Below are 18,673 nucleotides of genomic sequence, written 5' to 3'. Positions count from 1 at the left end.
TTTTGCAAACTTTTAACACGCCTTTATGTAACTTTTATTAACCGCCTTTCATTTCAATTGATAATTCAACGATATAGCGTCCATTTGCCGGCCAAAACAATCGTTCACACGCAATATACACATTAAATATCATACAGTTAGGCTGCGATATCGGCGCCCCGGGTCGTCAGCATAAAGGTGACCGGGCCGTCATTGGTCAGCGCCACCTGCATATCCGCCCCGAAGCGGCCGGCCTGAACCTGCGCTTCACCCAGCCCCAACTTCGCCTGCACCACAAACTGCTGAAACAGCTGGTCAGCAAGTTCGGGGGCGGCGGCCAAAGAAAATCCGGGTCGGGTACCTGAACGGGTATCGGCCGCCAGGGTAAACTGGGGCACCACGAGCAGTGAGCCTGAGGTATCTTTAAGGGAAAGGTTCATGCGGCCGGCGTCATCGGGGAAGACCCGATAACTCAGTATTTTCTGGCAAAGTTCCTTAACCTGCCCGGCACTGTCGGTGCGCTCGACGCCCAGAAACAGCAGCAGGCCTGCGGGGATAGCGGCTATGAGCTTTCCATCAACAACGACTTGTGCCTGGGTAACTCGCTGAATCAGTCCCTTCATACCATCCCGAACATGAGGCGGTTGTAATTTTTAGAACGGGATGGAGTCTAACCAGCCTAAAACGAGAGCGCAAGGCTGTCTGCGGCTTAACCAGCCACCCGCTGGGCAATTTCTTCCACAGCGTGAACCAGTGCATCAATTATGGCCGGTTCGGTCGCCGAATGACCCGCTTCGCGGATGATTCTCAGCTCCGCACCCGGCCAGGCCGCACTGAGCGCCAGCGCATTATCCAGCGGGCACACCATGTCGTAGCGACCGTGCACGATGATCCCGGGAATGCCCGCCAGCGCGGCGGCGTTACGGGTAATCTGGTCCGCTTCCAGAAACGCCCCGTTGATGAAGTAATGACACTCGATGCGTGCCAGGGCAATGGCAAAATGCGGATGCTCGAAGTGCGCAACCACCCCCGGGTTCGGCAGCAAGGTGGCGCAGCGCCCCTCCCACACCGACCAGGCTTTGGCGGCGCGGATCTGCTCCAGTTCGTCGGTACTGGTCAGGCGGCGGTAATAAGCCGCCACCAGGTCGCCTCGCTCGGCGACAGGTATAGGCTCAAGAAACGCCTGCCAGTAATCCGGGTAAACGCGGCTGGCCCCTTGCTGGTAAAACCAGTGGATGTCCTGATCACGGCACAAAAATATACCGCGCAGCACCAGCCCGAGCACCCGCTCGGGATACGCCTCGGCGTACACCAGACTCAGGGTGGAGCCCCAACTGCCGCCAAACAGCATCCAGCGCTCCACCCCCAGAAACTGGCGGATGGTTTCCATATCGGCGACCAGATCGGCGGTGGTGTTGCCGGCCAGCTCCGCCAAGGGTCGTGAGCGCCCCGCCCCGCGCTGATCGAACAGAATGATGCGGAATCGCTCCGCATCAAAAAACCGCCGGTGATTGTCGCTGCAGCCGCCCCCCGGACCTCCGTGCACCACCAGAATCGGGATGCCCTCGGGGTTGCCGCTCTCCTCTATATAGAGTTCGTGGGGCGACGCCACCGCCAGTCGATACACGGCGTTGGGTTTGATATCCGGGTAGAGGTTCAGCACGGCGGTTCATCCATGTCGGGGGTGTCCTTAAATTGTAGCCGACTATCGCCGGGCCACTGCGCAACCGCGGTGCGGGCCACCCGTATTGAACCCGTGCCGGCGTTCATGGACAAATAGCGCATATCCTTAACCGCCCAACCCCAGTACTATAGGCGGGTCGTGGCACCTTCCCCTTTGCAACCAGGAAAGCAGCAAATGTTTCTAGACAGTTTTTATTCCGTCCAGGACGGACGCCTACATATTTCCGCCCCCCAGGCCAGCCTGTTTGCCAAGGAAGTGGCCGGAGACTTCAACCCCATTCACGATCCGGACGCGCGGCGCTTCTGTGTGCCTGGTGACCTGCTGTTTGCGGTGGTGGTTTCACGCTTCGGGCTGTCCCGGCACATGAAGTTTCAGTTCCGCGCCCTGCTGGGTGACGGCGTACCTCTGGTGTTCCGGGAAAGCGGCGACGACATCATCGAGTTGTGCGATGACAGCGGCAAGATTTATCTGGAGGTCACACGGCAGGGCGAGGTGACCCGGGATGAACAGATCATCGAACAGTTCATCCGCAATTACGTGGCCGCCTCGGGCAAGAACTTTCCGCACACCCTGCAGCCATTGCTGGAATCCAACGGCGTAATGTTCAACCCGGATCGCCCCATGGTGATGTACGCGAGCATGAGTCTTACCCTTAACAGCACGGACGCCGCCTCGGCGAATCTGGAACTGCACCATACCGATCTGGCGGCCAACGGTAAGCGCGGCGATGTGTCCCTTGCATACCGCCTGATCGCTGACGGCGCGGTGGTGGGTGAAGTGGACAAACAACTGGTGCTGGGCGGGCTCAGACCTTATTGCGCGGAGGCCATGAGCGGCATTGTGGACGAGTTCTATCGCCTCAAGGCCCGTGGCCCCCGGTACGGAATTGAAACTACGGGTTCCTGATCCCCTTGCGCTAATGCCCTGACTCCTCGGTCGTTGACCACAAAAAAAGGGGTGCCGCAGCACCCCCTCTTGATTCAGCGCCGTGCTCGACACACGGTGGCTGGTCTATTTTCTGCTTGCCCGCTTGCGCTCGTTCTCGGTCAGCAGCTTTTTGCGCAGCCGGATCGAGCTGGGCGTTACTTCTACCAGCTCGTCGTCTTCGATGAACTCCAGCGCCTGCTCCAGCGTGAATTTGATCGGCGGCACCAGGCCGATGACCTCGTCCTTGCCGGACGCGCGCATGTTATCGAGCTTCTTGCCCTTGGTCGGGTTGATCACCAGATCGGTATCCCGGCTGTGGATACCGCACAACTGGCCTTCATAGATTTCCTGCCCGGGATCCAGGAACAGCTTGCCGCGGCTCTGCAGTGTTTCCAGAGAATAGGTCAACGCGGTCCCGGTGGCCATGGACACCAGCACGCCGTTCTGACGACTGGCCACCTCACCACTCTTGATGGGGCCGTAATGACTGAAGGTGGAGGTCAGGATACCGGTCCCGGAGGTCATGGTCAGGAAGCTGTTACGGAAACCGATCAGGCCGCGCGCCGGGATGGTGTACTCCAGCCGCATGCGTCCCTTGCCGTCGGGCACCATGTTGGTCAACTCGCCTTTACGCAACCCCATCTGCTCCATCAGGGAACCCTGGTGCTGCTCTTCAATGTCGATAATGACGTTCTCGTAGGGCTCCTGCTGCTCGCCGTCCACTTCGCGGATCACCACTTCCGGACGACCCACCGCCAGCTCGAAGTTTTCACGGCGCATGTTCTCGATCAACACCGACAGGTGCAGTTCACCCCGGCCTGACACCTTGAATTTGTCGGCCGAATCGCCTTCCTCAACCCGCAGGGCGACGTTGTGCAGCAGCTCTTTTTCCAGACGTTCTTTGATGTTACGGCTGGTAACGAACTTGCCTTCCTTGCCACAGAAGGGCGAGTCGTTCACCTGGAAGGTCATGGACACGGTGGGCTCGTCCACCGTCAACGGGGGCAGGGCCTCCACGTGGTTCATGTCGCACAGGGTGTCGGAAATGTACAGTTCGTCCAGACCGCTCACGCAGATGATGTCGCCCGCTTGCGCTTCGTCAACCTCAACCCGTTGCAGTCCGGAGTGCCCCATGATCTTGAGGATCCGGCCCTGGCGCTTTTTACCGTCAGCACCAACCGCCACCACCGGCGTGTTGGTGGTGACCTTGCCGCGCATGATGCGACCGATACCGATCACCCCCAGAAAGCTGTTGTAGTCGAGCTGGGAAATCTGCATCTGGAACGGACCGTCCAGATCCACGGCGGGTGCGGGGACGTGATCCACAATGGCCTGGAACACCGCGTCCATGTTGTCTTCCAGTTGCTCGTGATCGAGCCCGGCAATGCCGTTCAGGGCACTGGCATAGACAATGGGGAAGTCCAGCTGGTCATCGCTGGCCCCGAGGCTGTCGAACAGGTCAAACACCTGATCCACCACCCAGTCCGGACGGGCGCCGGGACGATCGATCTTGTTGACAATGACTATCGGCCGCAGCCCGGCCGCAAAGGCCTTCTGGGTAACAAAGCGGGTTTGTGGCATGGGACCGTCGATGGAATCGACCACCAGCAGCACACAATCCACCATGCTCATCACCCGCTCGACCTCGCCACCGAAGTCGGCGTGGCCCGGGGTGTCCACTATGTTGATGTCGTAACCGTTCCACTTGAGCGCGGTGTTCTTGGCCAGAATGGTGATGCCACGTTCTTTTTCCTGATCGTCGGAGTCCATGACCCGTTCATTTTCGAGTTCTTTCCGATCCAGCGTGCCCGAGAGACGCAGCAGTTTGTCTACGAGCGTGGTTTTACCATGGTCGACGTGGGCGATGATCGCGATATTACGAAGTTTTTCTATCACAAACAGTATCCTGAGGCATGCATAATGGCCTGAGAGGGGCATCGGAAGGTGACGGGGCAGCCTGCCGCATGGCCTCTCAAATCCGTGAAAGTGGACCGGACCTTCCAGAGTGGCCGGCCCTCCTGCCTGAGGCAGGTCAATTTGAAGCGGCGGATACTATAGCAAAATCCGGGCGGGTATTATACGCACTGATCGTATAGAAATCGAACAATTCCGCAGCGCACCCTTTTGGTGCGCATCGTTCGCACCTGCACCGCGGCGGTGCGGTCACCGCCCGCCTGGTCGGCCCGGTCCCGACCTGACACCCGCACCTGCGGAGGATTTGCAAATTCTGGCAAGCTATTTGCTCAGTTTCTGTTGCCAAATGTGGAGGCAACAACACCCGGCTTTTGTTAAGCTGCGCTGATCGACCATTTCGGCACCACATAATTGATACCGCCCGCTGCCAGGGCACCCTTACGGAGCTTGCGCAATGTCCAGAACCCTTGATCTGATCAACGAACACCAAGTCAAATGGATCGACCTGCGATTCACTGACAGCCGCGGCAAAGAGCAACACGTCACCATGCCCGCTTCCGAAGTAAGTGAGGATTTTTTCGCTGACGGCAAAATGTTCGACGGTTCCTCCATTGCCGGCTGGAAGGGCATCAACGAATCCGACATGATCCTGATGCCCGACGACAGCAGCTCGGTGCTGGACCCGTTCACCGAAGAGGCCACCGTCAACATCACCTGCGACATCGTCGAGCCCACCACCATGCAGGGCTACGAGCGTGATCCGCGCTCGGTGGCCCGCCGGGCGGAAGAGTACCTGAAGTCCACCGGTATCGCCGACAGCGCCCTGTTCGGCCCGGAGCCGGAGTTTTTCGTGTTCGATTCCGTCAAGTGGAACACCGATATCAGCGGCTCCATGTACGCCATCCACTCGGAAGAAGCCGCCTGGGTGTCGGGGGATGATTTCGAGCGCAACAACATTGGCCACCGCCCGGCGGTCAAGGGTGGATACTTCCCGGTGCCACCGGTTGACAGCCTGCACGACCTGCGCGGCGCCATGTGTGCGGCCATGGAATCCATGGGACTGGACATTGAAGTGCACCACCACGAGGTGGGTACGGCGGGCCAGTGCGAAATCGGCGTCGGCCCCAACACCCTGGTCAAAAAAGCCGACGAAGTGCAGATTCTGAAGTACTGCGTCCATAACGTGGCCCACGCCTACGGCAAAACCGCCACCTTTATGCCCAAACCGCTGGTCGGTGACAACGGCTCCGGCATGCACGTACACATGTCCCTGAACAAGGACGGCAAGAATATTTTCGCCGGTGACGGCTACGCCGGCCTGAGCGAAACCGCGCTCTACTACATTGGCGGCATTATCCGCCATTCGAAAGCGATCAACGCGTTCACCAACGCCTCCACCAACAGTTACAAGCGCCTGGTACCCGGCTTTGAAGCCCCGGTTATGCTGGCCTATTCAGCCCGCAACCGCTCCGCCTCCATCCGCATCCCCTACGTTAACTCGCCGAAAGCGCGGCGGGTTGAAGTACGTTTCCCGGACGCGGCCTCGAACCCGTATCTGGCGTTTGCCGCGCTGATGATGGCGGGACTTGACGGCATCCAGAACAAGATTCACCCGGGCGATGCCATGGACAAGGATCTGTACGACCTGCCCAAAGAAGAGGCCCAGAACATTCCCACGGTGGCGGGCACCCTGCACGAGGCCCTCGATTGCCTCGAAGCGGATTTCGAGTTCCTGACCCGGGGCGGGGTGTTCACCGAAGATATGCTCAGCGGTTACATTGACCTGAAGCGCGGTGAAGTTGAGCGCCTTAACATGAGCACTCACCCCGTCGAGTTTGAGCTGTACTACTCCTGCTGATTGGCCGGCGTCCGCCCAACCCCCGGAAACCCCGCCCTGCGCGGGGTTTTTTATGGCTCTTCGACTGCCTCGGCGGGAGACAGAGAGACCCAGGTCTCACTCTGGCATTTCTTAACACTTGGTAACGGACAACGGTTTTCCCGGCGTTGCATAGTTGATCGGTGCTACCGATAATCAAGGGAATAAGAACGAGTGGACATGTGGATATGAACGTGAGATCTGGACTGCTAGCCGGACTGCTGGCCCTTGTGAGTGTGAGCGTGCACGCCGAGGTATACCGTTCTGTTGACGCTCAGGGCAACGTCACTTACTCCGACGAACCGACCAAAAACGCCAAGGTGGTCAACGTCAAACCGGTCACCACCATCACCTTGCCGAAACCGGAGACCGTGTCGGAAGTGTTGCAGTCACCGCCGCCCCGCGGCGACGCACCAGCCGCCTACAAGCGCGTCAGCTTTTCCGCCCCCAACGACCAGGACGCCTTTCACAGCGGCAGTGGCGACGTCGAATTTGTGGTCAGCAGCGATCCGGCCCTGCGCCCGGGCCACAAGTATGAGGTGCAGCTGGACGGCCAGCCGGTAGGCCAGAGCACCACCGGTTCAGTGACGGTGCGCAACGTCTACCGCGGCACCCACCGGGCGGATGTACACATCGTTGACCGGCAGGGCCTGCGGGTGATGTCAGGGGACAGCATTTCGTTCACCGTGCACCGCCCCACCGTCAACAATTAGCCCTCATTCGAGGCAACTGACGCACCATTCGAACGCGTTTCGGTTTATGCTGTCCTTTTGACACCGTTTGCAAGGAGCGTCATGGCAGCGCCTGCGGAACACATGCAGCTCATCGAACATCTGACGACGTCGGTGCTGGTGCTGGACCCCCAGCTGGTCATTCAATACCTGAACCCGGCCGCCGAAAACCTGTTCGAAACCAGCCTGACCCGGGCGGCCGGCTGCGCTCTGGCTGAGCTGCTGGCAGATGCCACGGAAACCCGCGCAACCCTGCGCGCCGCCGCCACCAGCGGCCAGTCCTACACCCGGCGCGAGACAGAGTTACTGCTCACCACGGGCACCAGCATGATCGTCGATTACTCCGTCATGCCCCTGGGCACCGACCAGCCCCTGCTGCTGATGGAGGTGCAATCCCGGGACCGGCTGCTGCGCATCATCCGCGAAGAGGACATACTCGCGCAGCAAGCCGCCAGCCGTATTCTGGTGCGGGGCATGGCCCACGAAATCAAGAACCCTCTGGGGGGCATTCGCGGGGCGGCCCAGTTGCTGCAGCGCGAACTCAGCCCTGCACAGCAAGAGTATACCCAGGTGATCATGGACGAGGTGGACCGCTTGCGCAGCCTGGTGGATCGCATGCTGGGCCCCAACCGCGCGCTCAACCTGACGCCGACCAACATTCATGAAGTGCTGGAGCGGGTGCGGGCATTGCTGGAAGCCGAAGCCGGTGACCGCCTTGTCTTCAAGCGGGATTATGACCCCAGCCTGCCGGAGTTTCCCGGGGACCGGGAGCAATTGATTCAGGCCGTGCTCAACATCGCCCGGAACGCCATGGAAGCCGCCTTCGAATTCGACCACCCCGCCGCCGGGGCGCGCCCCACCATCACCTTCCGGACTCGCGCCCTGCGTCAGTTCACCATTGGCCACACCCCCCACCGGCTGGTCTGTCGCATCGATATCATCGACAATGGCCCGGGCATACCCGCCGCCTTACTGCAGAATATTTTTTACCCCATGATCAGTGGTCGGGCCCAGGGTACCGGGCTGGGTCTCGCCATCACCCAGAGCATTATTGGTCAGCACCGCGGACTGGTGGAGTGCGAGAGTGTGCCCGGCGAGACGGACTTTATGATTTTCCTGCCCCTGGAGGACACCCCATGACCGCAACGGAACAGGTGTGGGTCATCGACGATGACCGCAGCATTCGCTGGGTACTGGAGCGTGCCCTGACCCAGGCCGGTCTCGCCTGCCGCGTGTTTGAGCGGGGCGACACCATCCCTGGCCTGCTGGAGCAGCAACAACCGGATGCGATCCTCAGTGATATCCGCATGCCCGGTATCGACGGCATCACCCTGCTGGCCGAGCTGGCCGCCGCCCACCCGGACCTGCCGGTGATCATCATGACGGCCCACTCCGACCTGGAAAGCGCGGTCAGCAGTTATCAATCCGGCGCGTTCGACTACCTTCCCAAGCCCTTCGATGTGGATGACGCGGTGGCCCTGGTCAAACGGGCAATTGCCCACCGCCGCGAGCAACGCAAGCACCGGGAAAGCCAGCATGAGCCCCCCTTACCCGCCACGGACATCATCGGCGCGGCACCCGCCATGCAGGCGGTGTTTCGGGCGATCGGCCGGCTGTCCCACTCCAACATCACGGTGCTGATTAACGGCCAGAGCGGCACCGGTAAAGAACTGGTGGCCCGGGCACTGCACAACCACAGTCCCCGCGCCCGGGAGCCGTTTATCGCCCTGAACATGGCGGCCATACCGAAGGAATTGATCGAGTCGGAACTGTTCGGTCATGAAAAGGGGGCGTTTACCGGGGCAACGGGGGTACGGCACGGCCGTTTCGAACAGGCCAGCGGCGGCACCCTGTTTCTGGATGAGATTGGCGACATGCCGGCCGAGACCCAGACACGCCTGCTGCGTGTGCTGGCGGACAGCGAATTCTACCGCGTTGGCGGCACCACCCCGATCAAAGTGGATGTACGCATCATCGCGGCGACCCATCAGGATCTGGAGCAACTGGTACAGCAAGGCTCGTTTCGTGAAGACCTGTTTCACCGCCTGAACGTGATCCGTATGCACCTGCCCACCCTGGCGGAGCGGCGGGAGGACATCCCGCAGCTGATCCAGCATTTTCTGCAACGGGCCGCCATGGAACTGTCCGTCGAGCCTAAAATACTGCGCGCGGATACCGAGGCCTACCTGTGTGCCCTGCCCTGGCCCGGCAACGTGCGCCAGCTGGAAAACACCTGTCGCTGGCTGACGGTGATGGCCAGCGGCCGTGAGGTCCATATCGATGACTTACCGGCCGAGTTGCGCCAACCGGCGGACCCGGCCACCGACGGTCAGCTTTGGCACCAATACCTGGGGGACTGGGCCCGTCTGGAGTTCAGCCGAGGCCACAGCAACCTGCTCACCACGGCACTGCCCCAGTTCGAGCGCATTCTGATGGAAGCGGCCCTGCAGCAGACCGGCGGCCGCAAAAAAGACGCGGCACTGCTGCTGGGCTGGGGCCGGAATACCCTGACCCGCAAACTTGGCGAGCTGGGGCTGGACGACCGTCAGGGGGCCGACGACTGAAACCGCCCTCCCGTTTAGTGCAAGCCTTCGCGGTAGCGGAACGCCTGTTGAATGTGCTCGCGAATCTGACGGTCATCCCAGGGTTTGGTCACGAACCGATAGATCGCCCCCTGGTTAATCGCCTCGGTGACCGACCGCAGATCTGTGTATCCGGACAGCACAATCCTGACGGTGTTGGGGTACAGCTCCTTCACCTGGCGGAAAAACTCCGTGCCCGACATCTCGGCCATCCGCTGGTCGGAGAGAATCACCTGGACTTCGTTTTCGGCCAGCAGATTAAAGGCTTCCTGAACGCTGGTGGTCGATAGTATGCGATACCCGTCACGACGCAATACACGGTTAAGCGCCCGCAGAATGTTTTCTTCATCATCCAGCAGCAATAAGGTTTTCTGCACCTCTCCTTCAATGACGCTATGACCGCCGGCAACAGCCCTGCTGCTGCTCAAATAGCGTTTGAGCTCTGCAAAGGGCATGGGCCGGGCAAAGACAAACCCCTGCAGCAGGTCGCACTTCTGGCGGCGCAAAAAGGCCGCTTGTGCTTCGGTTTCCACGCCCTCTGCCACCACCACCAACGACAGGTGATGCCCCATGGATATGACGCTCTGGGTAATCGCCGCATCGCTCGGACTGTGGATCACATCCTTGACAAACGAACGGTCAATTTTGATCTTGCTCACCGGCAACAGCTTGATGTAGCTGAGACTGGAAAATCCGGTACCGAAATCATCAATGGCGATCCGCACCCCGAGGTCACGCAATTCATGGAGTGTCTGTACCGCCCGGTCGGTGTAATTGAGCAACGCCGATTCCACGGTTTCCAGTTCAAGCGCCTCTGGGGTAAGGCCATTAGCCTTCAGGGCACGGCTGACGACGTCCGGAAAACCGGGTTTTTGAATCTGTTTGGGTGACACATTCACCGCAACGGCACAGTCTCTGAACCCCGCCTCGTGCAACGCCGCGATGTCCCGGCAGGCCTGATTCAACACCAGGGTACCAAGCTCGACAATCTGGCCGGTTTCCTCCGCCAGCGGAATAAATTCCGCCGGCTCGAGCATGCCGCGCACGGGGTGGGGCCAGCGGGCCAGCGCTTCCACATATTCAACCCGCCCGGTTTGGGCATTAATAATCGGTTGGTAATGGAGGGTAAGCGTCTGTTTGTTGATTGCGGACTGTAACTCATTGCGAAGCTTCATTCGCAGGCTGGTTTCAGCATTGAAATCTTCACAAAACCACTGATTGATATTTTTACCGGTCTGTTTGGCACGCACCATGGCCAGGCTGGCCTGTTGCACCAGCTCCATAGGTCGCTCAGGGCTGGCATCGCTCACCGTAATGCCAATACACGCCGTCAAATGAACGGTCTCGGACCCCAGCCGGTAAGGTCGCGCCAGTTCCAGATGCATTTTTTCGACGGGGATCATGATATCCCGGGGCTGCGCCAGATCGGTCAGCAGAACCACAAACTCATCCCCATTGATCCGGGCGACGGTATCCCCGGAGCGCACCAATGCCATTAACCGCCGGGCGGTTTCCACCAGCACCTGGTCTCCGACACGATGACCAAAAGCGCCATTGATCTGTTCGAACCCGTCAAGCCCTACCATTAACACACCGATGTGCCGGCCATGGCGACGGGCAAACTGGCAGGCCTGAGGCAGGCGGTCTTCCAGCAGCATGCGATTCGGCAGACGGGTGACCAGATCATGGCTGATGTGATAGGCGAGCCTTTGTTCGATATCCCGGCGCGCGGAAATATCATTCTGAATACCCACAACATGGGTCAGCTGTCCCGTATCGTCTGTTACCGGTGTCAGGTACAACTCGTTCCAGAAGGTGCTGCCATCCTTGCGATAGTTGCGCAGCACCCCGGACACTTCCGTACCTTCTTTCAGCGCCTTGCGAATGTCTGCCAGGGCCGGCTCGTTCATGGGGTCTGCGTGGTCATGCTGCAGAAACCGGCAGTTACGGCCCTGCACTTCTGCCCGGTCATACCCGGTAATACGCTCAAAACTCGGGTTCACATAGACCACCGGCATGTCGGGCTGGCGGGCATCGGCGATAATGATGCCGTTAGAACTGGCCTCGATACAGCGTTTGAACAAGCGCAACTGCTGGCTATGGGCCACCTGTTGGGTCAGATCTTTCAACACCCGCAGGCTCCGCGCGCGGCGATTGATTACTATGGGCGCGGCCAATACTTCTACGAAGAGCTCCTGACCGGAAGAGGTGCGATGCAATTCCAGTGTGGCGCCCGCCTGCAGCACCACCCCATCGATGACCGTGCCGCCCGGGCTGGGATCCACACACAAATCGCCCCACCTGAGCCCGGCGATGCTGCGAACGCCGCCTCCGTAACCATAAAGCCGTTGTGCGGCGGCGTTCATGCTGAGAACACGGCCCGACTGCGGCTCCACCAGACACTTGGGAGCGGGTGAGCTTTCAAACAGTAAGCGGTATTGGGCTTCGCTATCAGAAAACTGGGCAATGGCAGCGGCCTGTTCAACGGCATGGAGAACTCGAGATATGAGGTCCGGGCCGCCGAGATACTCTTTGCGCAAATAGTCGCTGGCTCCCAGCGCCGCGATCCGAGCGTGCAGGTCCCCGCCTTGCAGACCAAGCAGCAAAATGAAGGGCGTGGTCAGGCCCTCACTGCGCGCCTTCTGGATCAGGCTCTGGACGCCATCCGTACCCAGCCGCTGACCGGCCAGAACAACGTCAACCGCCTCAGCTCGCAAGGCCGCAAGGCCCGCCGCGGCAGTGTTTCGCCATATCAGCCGAAACATGCCACGATCGGTATGTTGCAGCTGATTGCGGATAACTTGATAGTCCTGCTCGTCATCATCAATAAGCAGAACGCAGAGTTCAGGATTGGTTTCGGTCATATTGCAGGATTCAGGATTGGTCACAGTCACATTGTCCGTGCTTTTATTGAAGCAGCGCCCTTACGGTCACATCGGTCGGTTATTATCTGGCCACGGGGTTCAGCTACAGCCGCTCCCACTCATCCATTACAGGTGCTCGGCCTCGAGAATCTGGGGCCCCAGCAAACGCAACACTTCGTCCGCGGTGGTGAGCCCGTCACGTAATTTTTCCAGGGCGTCGTCCAGCAGCACCCGCATCCCCCGGTCACGGGCGATGGTTTCGATCTGCATGGCACTGGCACCCTCCATGATCGCGACCCGCAGCTCTTCACTTATGGTCAACACCTCGTGGATTGCTACCCGGCCCCGATACCCTTGGTGGCATTGATCGCACCCCTGACCGCGATAGAAAGTAAGTTCGGCGTCCATAAACCGGGGACCAAGCTGAGCGAGCACCTCCGTCGGTGGCGGGACTTCCTCACGGCAGAGACTGCAGATTCTGCGCAACAGGCGCTGTGCTACTATGGCTTCGAGGGCAGACGCCAGTACAAACGGTTTCAGCCCCAGGTCCAGCAAGCGGGCTACGGTGGTTGCCGCCGAACCGGTGTGCAAGGTGGAATAGACCAGATGCCCGGTCATGGCCGCATGAAAAGCAACATCAGCGGTTTCTTCGTCGCGGATCTCGCCCAGCAAAATGACATCGGGGTCCTGGCGCAGAATGGCGCGCAGAATGCTGGCAAAACTCAATCCGATGCGTTCCTTCACCGGCACTTGCCCGGCCATGTCCACGTGGAATTCCACCGGATCTTCAATGGTGACGTAGTTCCGCTCGGCGGAGGCATTATGCTGCAGCAAGGCATAGAGGGTGGTGGTTTTGCCGCTGCCGGTTGGTCCGGTCGCCAGAATGATGCCCTGGGGTTTGGCCACTACATGCTTCAAGCGTTGCAAATTGTGGGCGGATAACCCCAGATCGGCCAGCGACTGGGCAGAGGACTGGCGTTCCAGTACCCGCATCACCACCTTCTCACCGTTGATCGTTGGCAGGGTGGAGATGCGCAGATCGACAATGCGCATGGGTGTTTTGACCGTGATACGACCGTCCTGGGGTTTGCGGCGCTCGGTGATGTCCAGCTCTGCCATCACTTTGATGCGGGATACGACCGACATCAACAGGTTCGAGGGGATGTGTATCTTATCCTGCAACACACCGTCGATCCGGTAACGCACCACCAGGGATTTCGTGCGCGGGTGCACGTGAATGTCACTGGCTCTGAGACGCAGGGCCTCCAGGATAATGGCGTTGACCAGACGTATCGCCGGCGGTTCCTCTGAGCTGCCCAGCAACTGCTCCAGGGATTCCTGATCGGATTCGTCGTCCAGTACTATCTCGATCCCTTCGTAAGGATCCTCGGTGCTGACTTGCGTCGCGATGTCGTCGAGTTGGTCTGCTCCGCCAAAAATTTCCGCCAGTTTTTGCTGCATCTGCGCGGTTTCGCACAACAGAGGGTGAATGCTGTACCCCGTCATGAACCCCAGTTCGTCGATCAGGTGGATGTCCATCGGATCCACCATGGCGAGGCGTAAGCGTGGCCCGTTTAGCCGCAAGGGCAGGACCATCTGGCGCATACAGATGTTTTGCGGAATCAAGGACAGCAATGCCGGGTCTGGCTGCGCTTCCGCCAGCTCAACGGTCTCAAACAGCATGTCATCCCGCAGCATCTCGAACATGCGCTGGAAATCGACCCATTCGTGTTGCAGCAACTGTCGGACCACCGGTGTTTTCTGACTCTGCATTTCCCGGTGCAGTTGCTGGATTTGCTGTGAATCCAGCCAGGCTTTTTTATGGAGCAGTATCGCCAGCGGACTGCGGTTGGTGGCGGTCAGTTTGCTGATGGTTTCCAGATCCCGACCCTGGCTCCGGTTTTGTTCGGTCAGCTTGCGGGACAGCTGAATCAGCTGATACTGCTCCAGAGCCAGCGCGATGGTCACCCGAAGCTCGTCATCGTTCCAGGGTTTGAGGATAAACCGATACACCGCCCCGTCTGCGACCGACCCCATCACCGCGTCGGTATTGGCGTGGCCGGTGAGCATCACACGGATGGTCTGCGGCCAGCGCTCACGCACTTCCCGCAGCAACTCACTGCCGGTCATGCGCGGCATCAGAAAATCGGTGACGATCAGATGCACCGGTTTCTTGTCCATAGTCGCCAGGGCTTCCTGGCCGCTGCCGGCGAACAGCAATTCGTAGTTTTCACGCTGAAACACCCGGGCCATGGCGGCGAGGATGTTGGGCTCGTCATCCACAAACAGCAACCGGTAAGGGGCCCGCTTTTTTTGTGCCGCAGGTGGTGCGTCTTGCCCCGATGAATCACGGTTGAACAGGGATGCGTAGCGACGGTTCATGTCCTCTGACCCTCGGCCAATGGCAGACTGAGGGTCACCCGTGTGCCGCCCCCTTCCTGGCTGTCAAGTTGCAGCGTACCATGATGCATGTGCACGATATCACGGGCGACCGTCAGCCCCAACCCGGTACCAGCACCCACCGGGCGTGTGGTAAAAAACGCATCAAACACCTGCGCGCGAACCGCATCCGGGATGCCACAGCCATTGTCCTGAATCGTCACCTGCACCCGTCCATGACTCACCTGGGTGCGCAGCAATATCTGCCCCCCCCCTGACCCGTTCCGGCCGCGTCCAGCGCTTGGGCGGCATTTTCGAGCAGATTGAAAAAGGCTTGCGCCAGGCGTGACGGTGACCCGTTGACAACCGACTGGTCATCCAGACGGTCGGTCACATTCAGCTGATGTCCGTATTCGGCCTGCACCAGATTCACCGCACTGAGCAACAGCTCATTGATACGGCAGCGCGTAAATTCATGCTGGTCAATGCTGGAAAACGTTTTCAGGTCCGCAACGATACCGGCAATTCGCCGGGTGCCGTCCATGGATTCCGCCAACAGGTCACGAAAGTCGGCAAGCAGACCGTGTTTGCCGTGCCCCTCCGGCAATGATCCCTCCAATACATCCACGTAATCCCGGGCCACCCCAAGGTTACTGCGGATGAACCCCACGGGGTTGTTGATTTCGTGGGCCACCCCGGCCGCCAGCTGCCCAACGGAGCGCATATGCGCAGACTCGTAGAGTTCCTGCTGGGTACGCTGCACCACCCTGACCTGCTCGTCGACTTTGCACTGCAGTTCGTCTGACAGTTGCCGATAACGCGCCTCGGACGCTTGCAATGCCTCATTTTTTTGCTGCAGTTCGTCGTAGCTGGCCGCCGTGACATCAAGATGAAGATTGGCCGCCCACCGGTACTTGGCAATGAACATCAGCAAAAACGACACCAACTCGGCAACTGCGCCCTGCTCTTCCTCGGAGCGCCCGCCTGAGAGCCAGCCAATGGTTTCCAGATTGAACTCCACCGGTGTGCCGTCCCCCCGTCTGGCGCTCCCGCAGCACCACCGGGACCTGACACAAGCGGCTCAGTATGTCATTCAACTGCTCCTGCTGTGCGTGGGTCAGCAAGTCGTCGAGATGGGGATCGTCTTCAAAATTACGCACAGGCGACCCCATGCCGGGCGCTCAGGCGCGCGATAAAGGTTTCGCGATCGATGCCATGGTCTCGGGCTAATGAAAACTCTGCGTCCGCGCTGGTGTACAATCGGTCGAGCAGCCGGCGAAAGGTTTCGATCACCCCATCACCCTGCAGCGCCGAGGCCATGGTTAACGGTGCCCAGGGGGTGTGCGCCCAGCATTGCTGCAGCTCGTCCTCTGGCACCACAGCGCCAACGTCCCGTTTGTTAAACTGAATGACCAAGGGCAAGGTTTCGATATCGAGCCCCACCTTATCCAGATTGTCCTCCAGATCGCCGAAGGCGGCCGCGTTGCTGTCCTGCGCGGATACCTTGGAATCAGCGACAAAGACAACCGCATTGGCCCGCGACAGCACTGCCTTGCGGGTACTGTCATGCTGAACCTGGCCGGGTACTGTGAACAGTTTCAACCGCAGATCCAGTCCCGAGGCTGCCCGCAAACCGATGGGCAGCATGTCAAAAAACAGGGTACGATCGCCTCGGGTTTCCAGCACCATCAGCTCACCCATGCGCTCCGGATGGAGCAAAGAATGCAATTGCATCAGATTGGTGGTTTTACCACTCAGAGCGGGCCCGTAGAACACCACCTTCAAGGTGAGTTTGCACGCTTTCTTGTTGTATACGGCCATGGCGCCTTACCTGTTCAGCTGTCATCACCGACAAGAATCGAACCCTCGGTATCCCGCAACACCTGGGTGATCCCGGGATGTTCTGCTTCCAGCCGCTGCAGTTCCTGCTCCCGCGCTTGCAGCATTGCTTTTTGGGTCGCCACCGTCTGGAGCAGCCGGTGGTTCTCGCGCACCAGCTGGTGGAGTTCTACCGCCGACTGAATCGCAGCCACGATTTCATAGTCGTTCCAGGGTTTGGTCAGGTACCGGTAGACCTCTGCCTGATTGATCGCTTTGATAACCGATTGCCGGTCACCGTGGGCCGTGAGCACCAGCCGCATTGCATCCGGACGGCGCTGTTTGGCAAATTGCAGATAGGTGACGCCATCCACCGCGGGCATCAGATAATCCGACACTATGACCGCGTAATCGTGTGCCAGCAGCCCGCCGAGCGCGTCGTCCACGTTGTCGTAGGCATCCACCTCCCAGCCTTGTGCCTTCAACAGGCGTTTGAGGGCCTTCAAAATATTGGGCTCATCGTCTACCAACTGAATCTTGATCATGAGGCAGTCTCCTTTTCCTCGTTCTCAGGGGGATACACATACAGCTCATAGCGCAGCCCATTCGGCTCGTTTTGCTCAAACGCGGTCAGTTTTTCAATCAGTGATGCAGTCAGCACCTTCCCTTCATTAAGCAACAGCATCCCCGAGGCGGCGTACAGGTTCCGCGCCAGCACCATGCCCGGGGTCACGCGCAAGGTGTCCAGGCGCAGAATGGCTGGGTCGTAACCTTCCACATCCGGGGCCTGCTGAACAATCATCTGCAGAAACTGATCCGCCATTTCAGGGTCGTACACGAGTCCTTTGTAGCGTCCGACAAGTGTGATCGCGTCCTCCCGGGATACCTTGCGCTCGAGGATCAATCCGAACTGAAATTCGACGAAGTCAACTGCCAGTTTCAGCACACGGGCCCCCAGCGGAATTTGCTCGCCCGCAAGCTGGTCGGGCACACCTTTTCCACTCCAGCGCTCCTGATGGTGGCGGATGATACAGGCCGCATTTCTCAGCGGTTCCAGCGCCATCAGCAGCTTCTCACCGGTGACGGGGTAGCGCTGATACTCTTCGCGCTGCACTTTGCCCATTAATTCCGAGGGCGTTTCAATCATCTGGTCCGGCCAGCTCAGTTTGCCGAGGTTGTAGAGCGCCGCCGCCATGGTTACATCCCAGGTGAGGGCACTGTCCAGCTGGCAGTGCTCAGCAAACGCCTTCACCAGGGCGATCACTTTGGCGTTCGGTTGGCGCTTGGCCGGCAACCGCTTGTTGATCAGCGCAGAAAAAACTTCAGCTGCGGTGGTGTAACTCTGCCGTAACTCCTGATAGGCAAGATCGAGCATACCGGCCGTTTGCTCGAGCTCTTCGGTGCGCGCCCGCACCTTATCCTCGAGGGTCGCATTCAAGACCTGCAGTTCCTGATTCTGGGCGCGGGTCAATTGCTCCAATGCCAGCCGGCGACGTTCGGAGTACTGAAAGGCCAGCGCCTGCCGTACCGTTAAACGCAACTCGTCCTCTTCCCACGGCTTGCTGATATACCGGTAAATCTGACCTTCATTAATGGCGGCGATGGTAGAGGCCAGGTCGGTGTACCCGGTCAACAGGATGCGGATGCACCCCGGGTACTTCTGTTTGATGCGTGCCAGCAGATCCGGGCCACTGATCCCCGGCATATGGGCGTCGGAAATCACCAGATCAAAGGTTTCGGTGGCCAGCCGCTGCAACGCCTCTTCTCCGGACCGGGCAAACGCCAGCTCATAAGGCTCCCGACGCATGACCCGGTGCAGGCTGCGTAAAATATTTTCTTCATCGTCCACCAGCAACAACCGCGCCTTGGCTGGCGGCTGCGACGGGAGAGTGTCAACGTCGGAGTAATTAATGTCCATG

15 protein-coding genes are annotated in these 18,673 nt (G+C 59.5%); 5 read left to right on the top strand and 10 right to left on the bottom strand.

Annotated features, from left to right (window positions below):
- Positions 1-137 precede the first annotated feature (137 nt).
- Both dtd and pip read right to left on the bottom strand, forming a co-directional pair.
- Positions 138-602: a D-aminoacyl-tRNA deacylase gene (dtd, locus tag BG841_RS09035; RefSeq protein WP_070057355.1), complete on the bottom strand. Its 465-nt coding sequence runs from the start codon at positions 600-602 to the stop codon at positions 138-140.
- An 86-nt stretch (positions 603-688) separates the two neighbouring features.
- Positions 689-1,642 (bottom strand): prolyl aminopeptidase, encoded by a 954-nt coding sequence (gene pip, locus BG841_RS09030; RefSeq protein WP_070057354.1) that lies wholly within the window; start codon positions 1,640-1,642, stop codon positions 689-691.
- A gap of 195 nt (positions 1,643-1,837) precedes the next feature.
- On the opposite strand from pip, the gene BG841_RS09025 reads away from it, so the two are divergent.
- Positions 1,838-2,569: a DUF3581 family protein gene (locus tag BG841_RS09025; RefSeq protein ID WP_070057353.1), complete on the top strand. Its 732-nt coding sequence runs from the start codon at positions 1,838-1,840 to the stop codon at positions 2,567-2,569.
- A 105-nt stretch (positions 2,570-2,674) separates the two neighbouring features.
- Here BG841_RS09025 and typA read toward each other — a convergent pair whose 3' ends face one another.
- Positions 2,675-4,486, bottom strand: a complete 1,812-nt coding sequence (gene typA, locus BG841_RS09020; RefSeq protein ID WP_070057352.1) for a translational GTPase TypA — start codon at positions 4,484-4,486, stop codon at positions 2,675-2,677.
- A gap of 472 nt (positions 4,487-4,958) precedes the next feature.
- Here typA and glnA point away from each other — a divergent pair, with 472 nt between their 5' ends.
- From glnA to glnG, 4 genes are all read left to right on the top strand, one after another.
- Entirely contained in the window at positions 4,959-6,362 is a 1,404-nt protein-coding gene (gene glnA / locus BG841_RS09015) for a glutamate--ammonia ligase (RefSeq protein WP_070057351.1), read from the top strand.
- A 206-nt stretch (positions 6,363-6,568) separates the two neighbouring features.
- Positions 6,569-7,093, top strand: coding sequence for a DUF4124 domain-containing protein (locus BG841_RS09010; protein WP_070057350.1), 525 nt, complete (start codon positions 6,569-6,571; stop codon positions 7,091-7,093).
- Positions 7,094-7,174: 81 nt separating this feature from the next.
- Positions 7,175-8,251, top strand: a complete 1,077-nt coding sequence (gene glnL / locus BG841_RS09005; RefSeq protein WP_070057349.1) for a nitrogen regulation protein NR(II) — start codon at positions 7,175-7,177, stop codon at positions 8,249-8,251.
- Entirely contained in the window at positions 8,248-9,675 is a 1,428-nt protein-coding gene (gene glnG / locus BG841_RS09000) for a nitrogen regulation protein NR(I) (protein ID WP_070057348.1), read from the top strand. Before glnL ends, glnG begins: the two co-directional genes overlap by 4 nt.
- Before the next feature lie 14 nt (positions 9,676-9,689).
- Here glnG and BG841_RS17605 read toward each other — a convergent pair whose 3' ends face one another.
- From BG841_RS17605 to BG841_RS08970, 7 genes are all read right to left on the bottom strand, one after another.
- Positions 9,690-12,557 carry an EAL domain-containing protein gene (locus BG841_RS17605; RefSeq protein WP_070057347.1) on the bottom strand — a complete coding sequence of 956 codons (2,868 nt, stop codon included), beginning with the start codon at positions 12,555-12,557 and terminating at the stop codon, positions 9,690-9,692.
- Between the two features lie 126 nt (positions 12,558-12,683).
- Entirely contained in the window at positions 12,684-14,939 is a 2,256-nt protein-coding gene (locus BG841_RS08990; RefSeq protein WP_070057346.1) for an ATPase, T2SS/T4P/T4SS family, read from the bottom strand.
- On the bottom strand, positions 14,936-15,196 hold the full coding sequence (locus BG841_RS17155; protein ID WP_198929175.1) for a sensor histidine kinase: 261 nt from the start codon (positions 15,194-15,196) through the stop codon (positions 14,936-14,938). Before BG841_RS17155 ends, BG841_RS08990 begins: the two co-directional genes overlap by 4 nt.
- Positions 15,178-15,957: a sensor histidine kinase gene (locus BG841_RS08985; protein ID WP_198929174.1), complete on the bottom strand. Its 780-nt coding sequence runs from the start codon at positions 15,955-15,957 to the stop codon at positions 15,178-15,180. The genes BG841_RS17155 and BG841_RS08985 overlap by 19 nt, the downstream gene beginning before the upstream one ends.
- Positions 15,958-16,088: 131 nt before the next feature.
- Positions 16,089-16,757: a GTP-binding protein gene (locus BG841_RS08980; RefSeq protein WP_070057345.1), complete on the bottom strand. Its 669-nt coding sequence runs from the start codon at positions 16,755-16,757 to the stop codon at positions 16,089-16,091.
- 14 nt (positions 16,758-16,771) lie between these two features.
- Entirely contained in the window at positions 16,772-17,299 is a 528-nt protein-coding gene (locus tag BG841_RS08975; RefSeq protein WP_070057344.1) for a response regulator, read from the bottom strand.
- A complete protein-coding gene (locus BG841_RS08970; RefSeq protein WP_070057343.1) occupies positions 17,296-18,672 on the bottom strand; it encodes an HD domain-containing phosphohydrolase in 1,377 nt (458 codons plus the stop codon). The genes BG841_RS08975 and BG841_RS08970 overlap by 4 nt, the downstream gene beginning before the upstream one ends.
- Position 18,673: the final 1 nt, after the last annotated feature.

The organism is Marinobacter sp. X15-166B, assembly GCF_001752365.1.
GTDB lineage: Bacteria > Pseudomonadota > Gammaproteobacteria > Pseudomonadales > Oleiphilaceae > Marinobacter.
Note: the sequence above shows the minus strand (reverse complement) of the source record. Positions and strands in the feature narration are given on the sequence as shown.

Bases quoted from the DNA above. Each gene is read 5' to 3' on its own strand.
- BG841_RS17605 (WP_070057347.1), bottom strand. From the start codon at position 12,557: ATGACCGAAACCAATCCTGAACTCTGCGTTCTGCTTATTGATGATGAC.
- BG841_RS08970 (WP_070057343.1), bottom strand. From the start codon at position 18,672: ATGGACATTAATTACTCCGACGTTGACACTCTCCCGTCGCAGCCGCCA.
- BG841_RS08990 (WP_070057346.1), bottom strand. From the start codon at position 14,939: ATGAACCGTCGCTACGCATCCCTGTTCAACCGTGATTCATCGGGGCAA.
- glnA (WP_070057351.1), top strand. From the start codon at position 4,959: ATGTCCAGAACCCTTGATCTGATCAACGAACACCAAGTCAAATGGATC.
- BG841_RS09010 (WP_070057350.1), top strand. From the start codon at position 6,569: ATGAACGTGAGATCTGGACTGCTAGCCGGACTGCTGGCCCTTGTGAGT.
- glnG (WP_070057348.1), top strand. From the start codon at position 8,248: ATGACCGCAACGGAACAGGTGTGGGTCATCGACGATGACCGCAGCATT.
- dtd (WP_070057355.1), bottom strand. From the start codon at position 602: ATGAAGGGACTGATTCAGCGAGTTACCCAGGCACAAGTCGTTGTTGAT.
- BG841_RS09025 (WP_070057353.1), top strand. From the start codon at position 1,838: ATGTTTCTAGACAGTTTTTATTCCGTCCAGGACGGACGCCTACATATT.
- glnL (WP_070057349.1), top strand. From the start codon at position 7,175: ATGGCAGCGCCTGCGGAACACATGCAGCTCATCGAACATCTGACGACG.
- BG841_RS08980 (WP_070057345.1), bottom strand. From the start codon at position 16,757: ATGGCCGTATACAACAAGAAAGCGTGCAAACTCACCTTGAAGGTGGTG.
- BG841_RS08975 (WP_070057344.1), bottom strand. From the start codon at position 17,299: ATGATCAAGATTCAGTTGGTAGACGATGAGCCCAATATTTTGAAGGCC.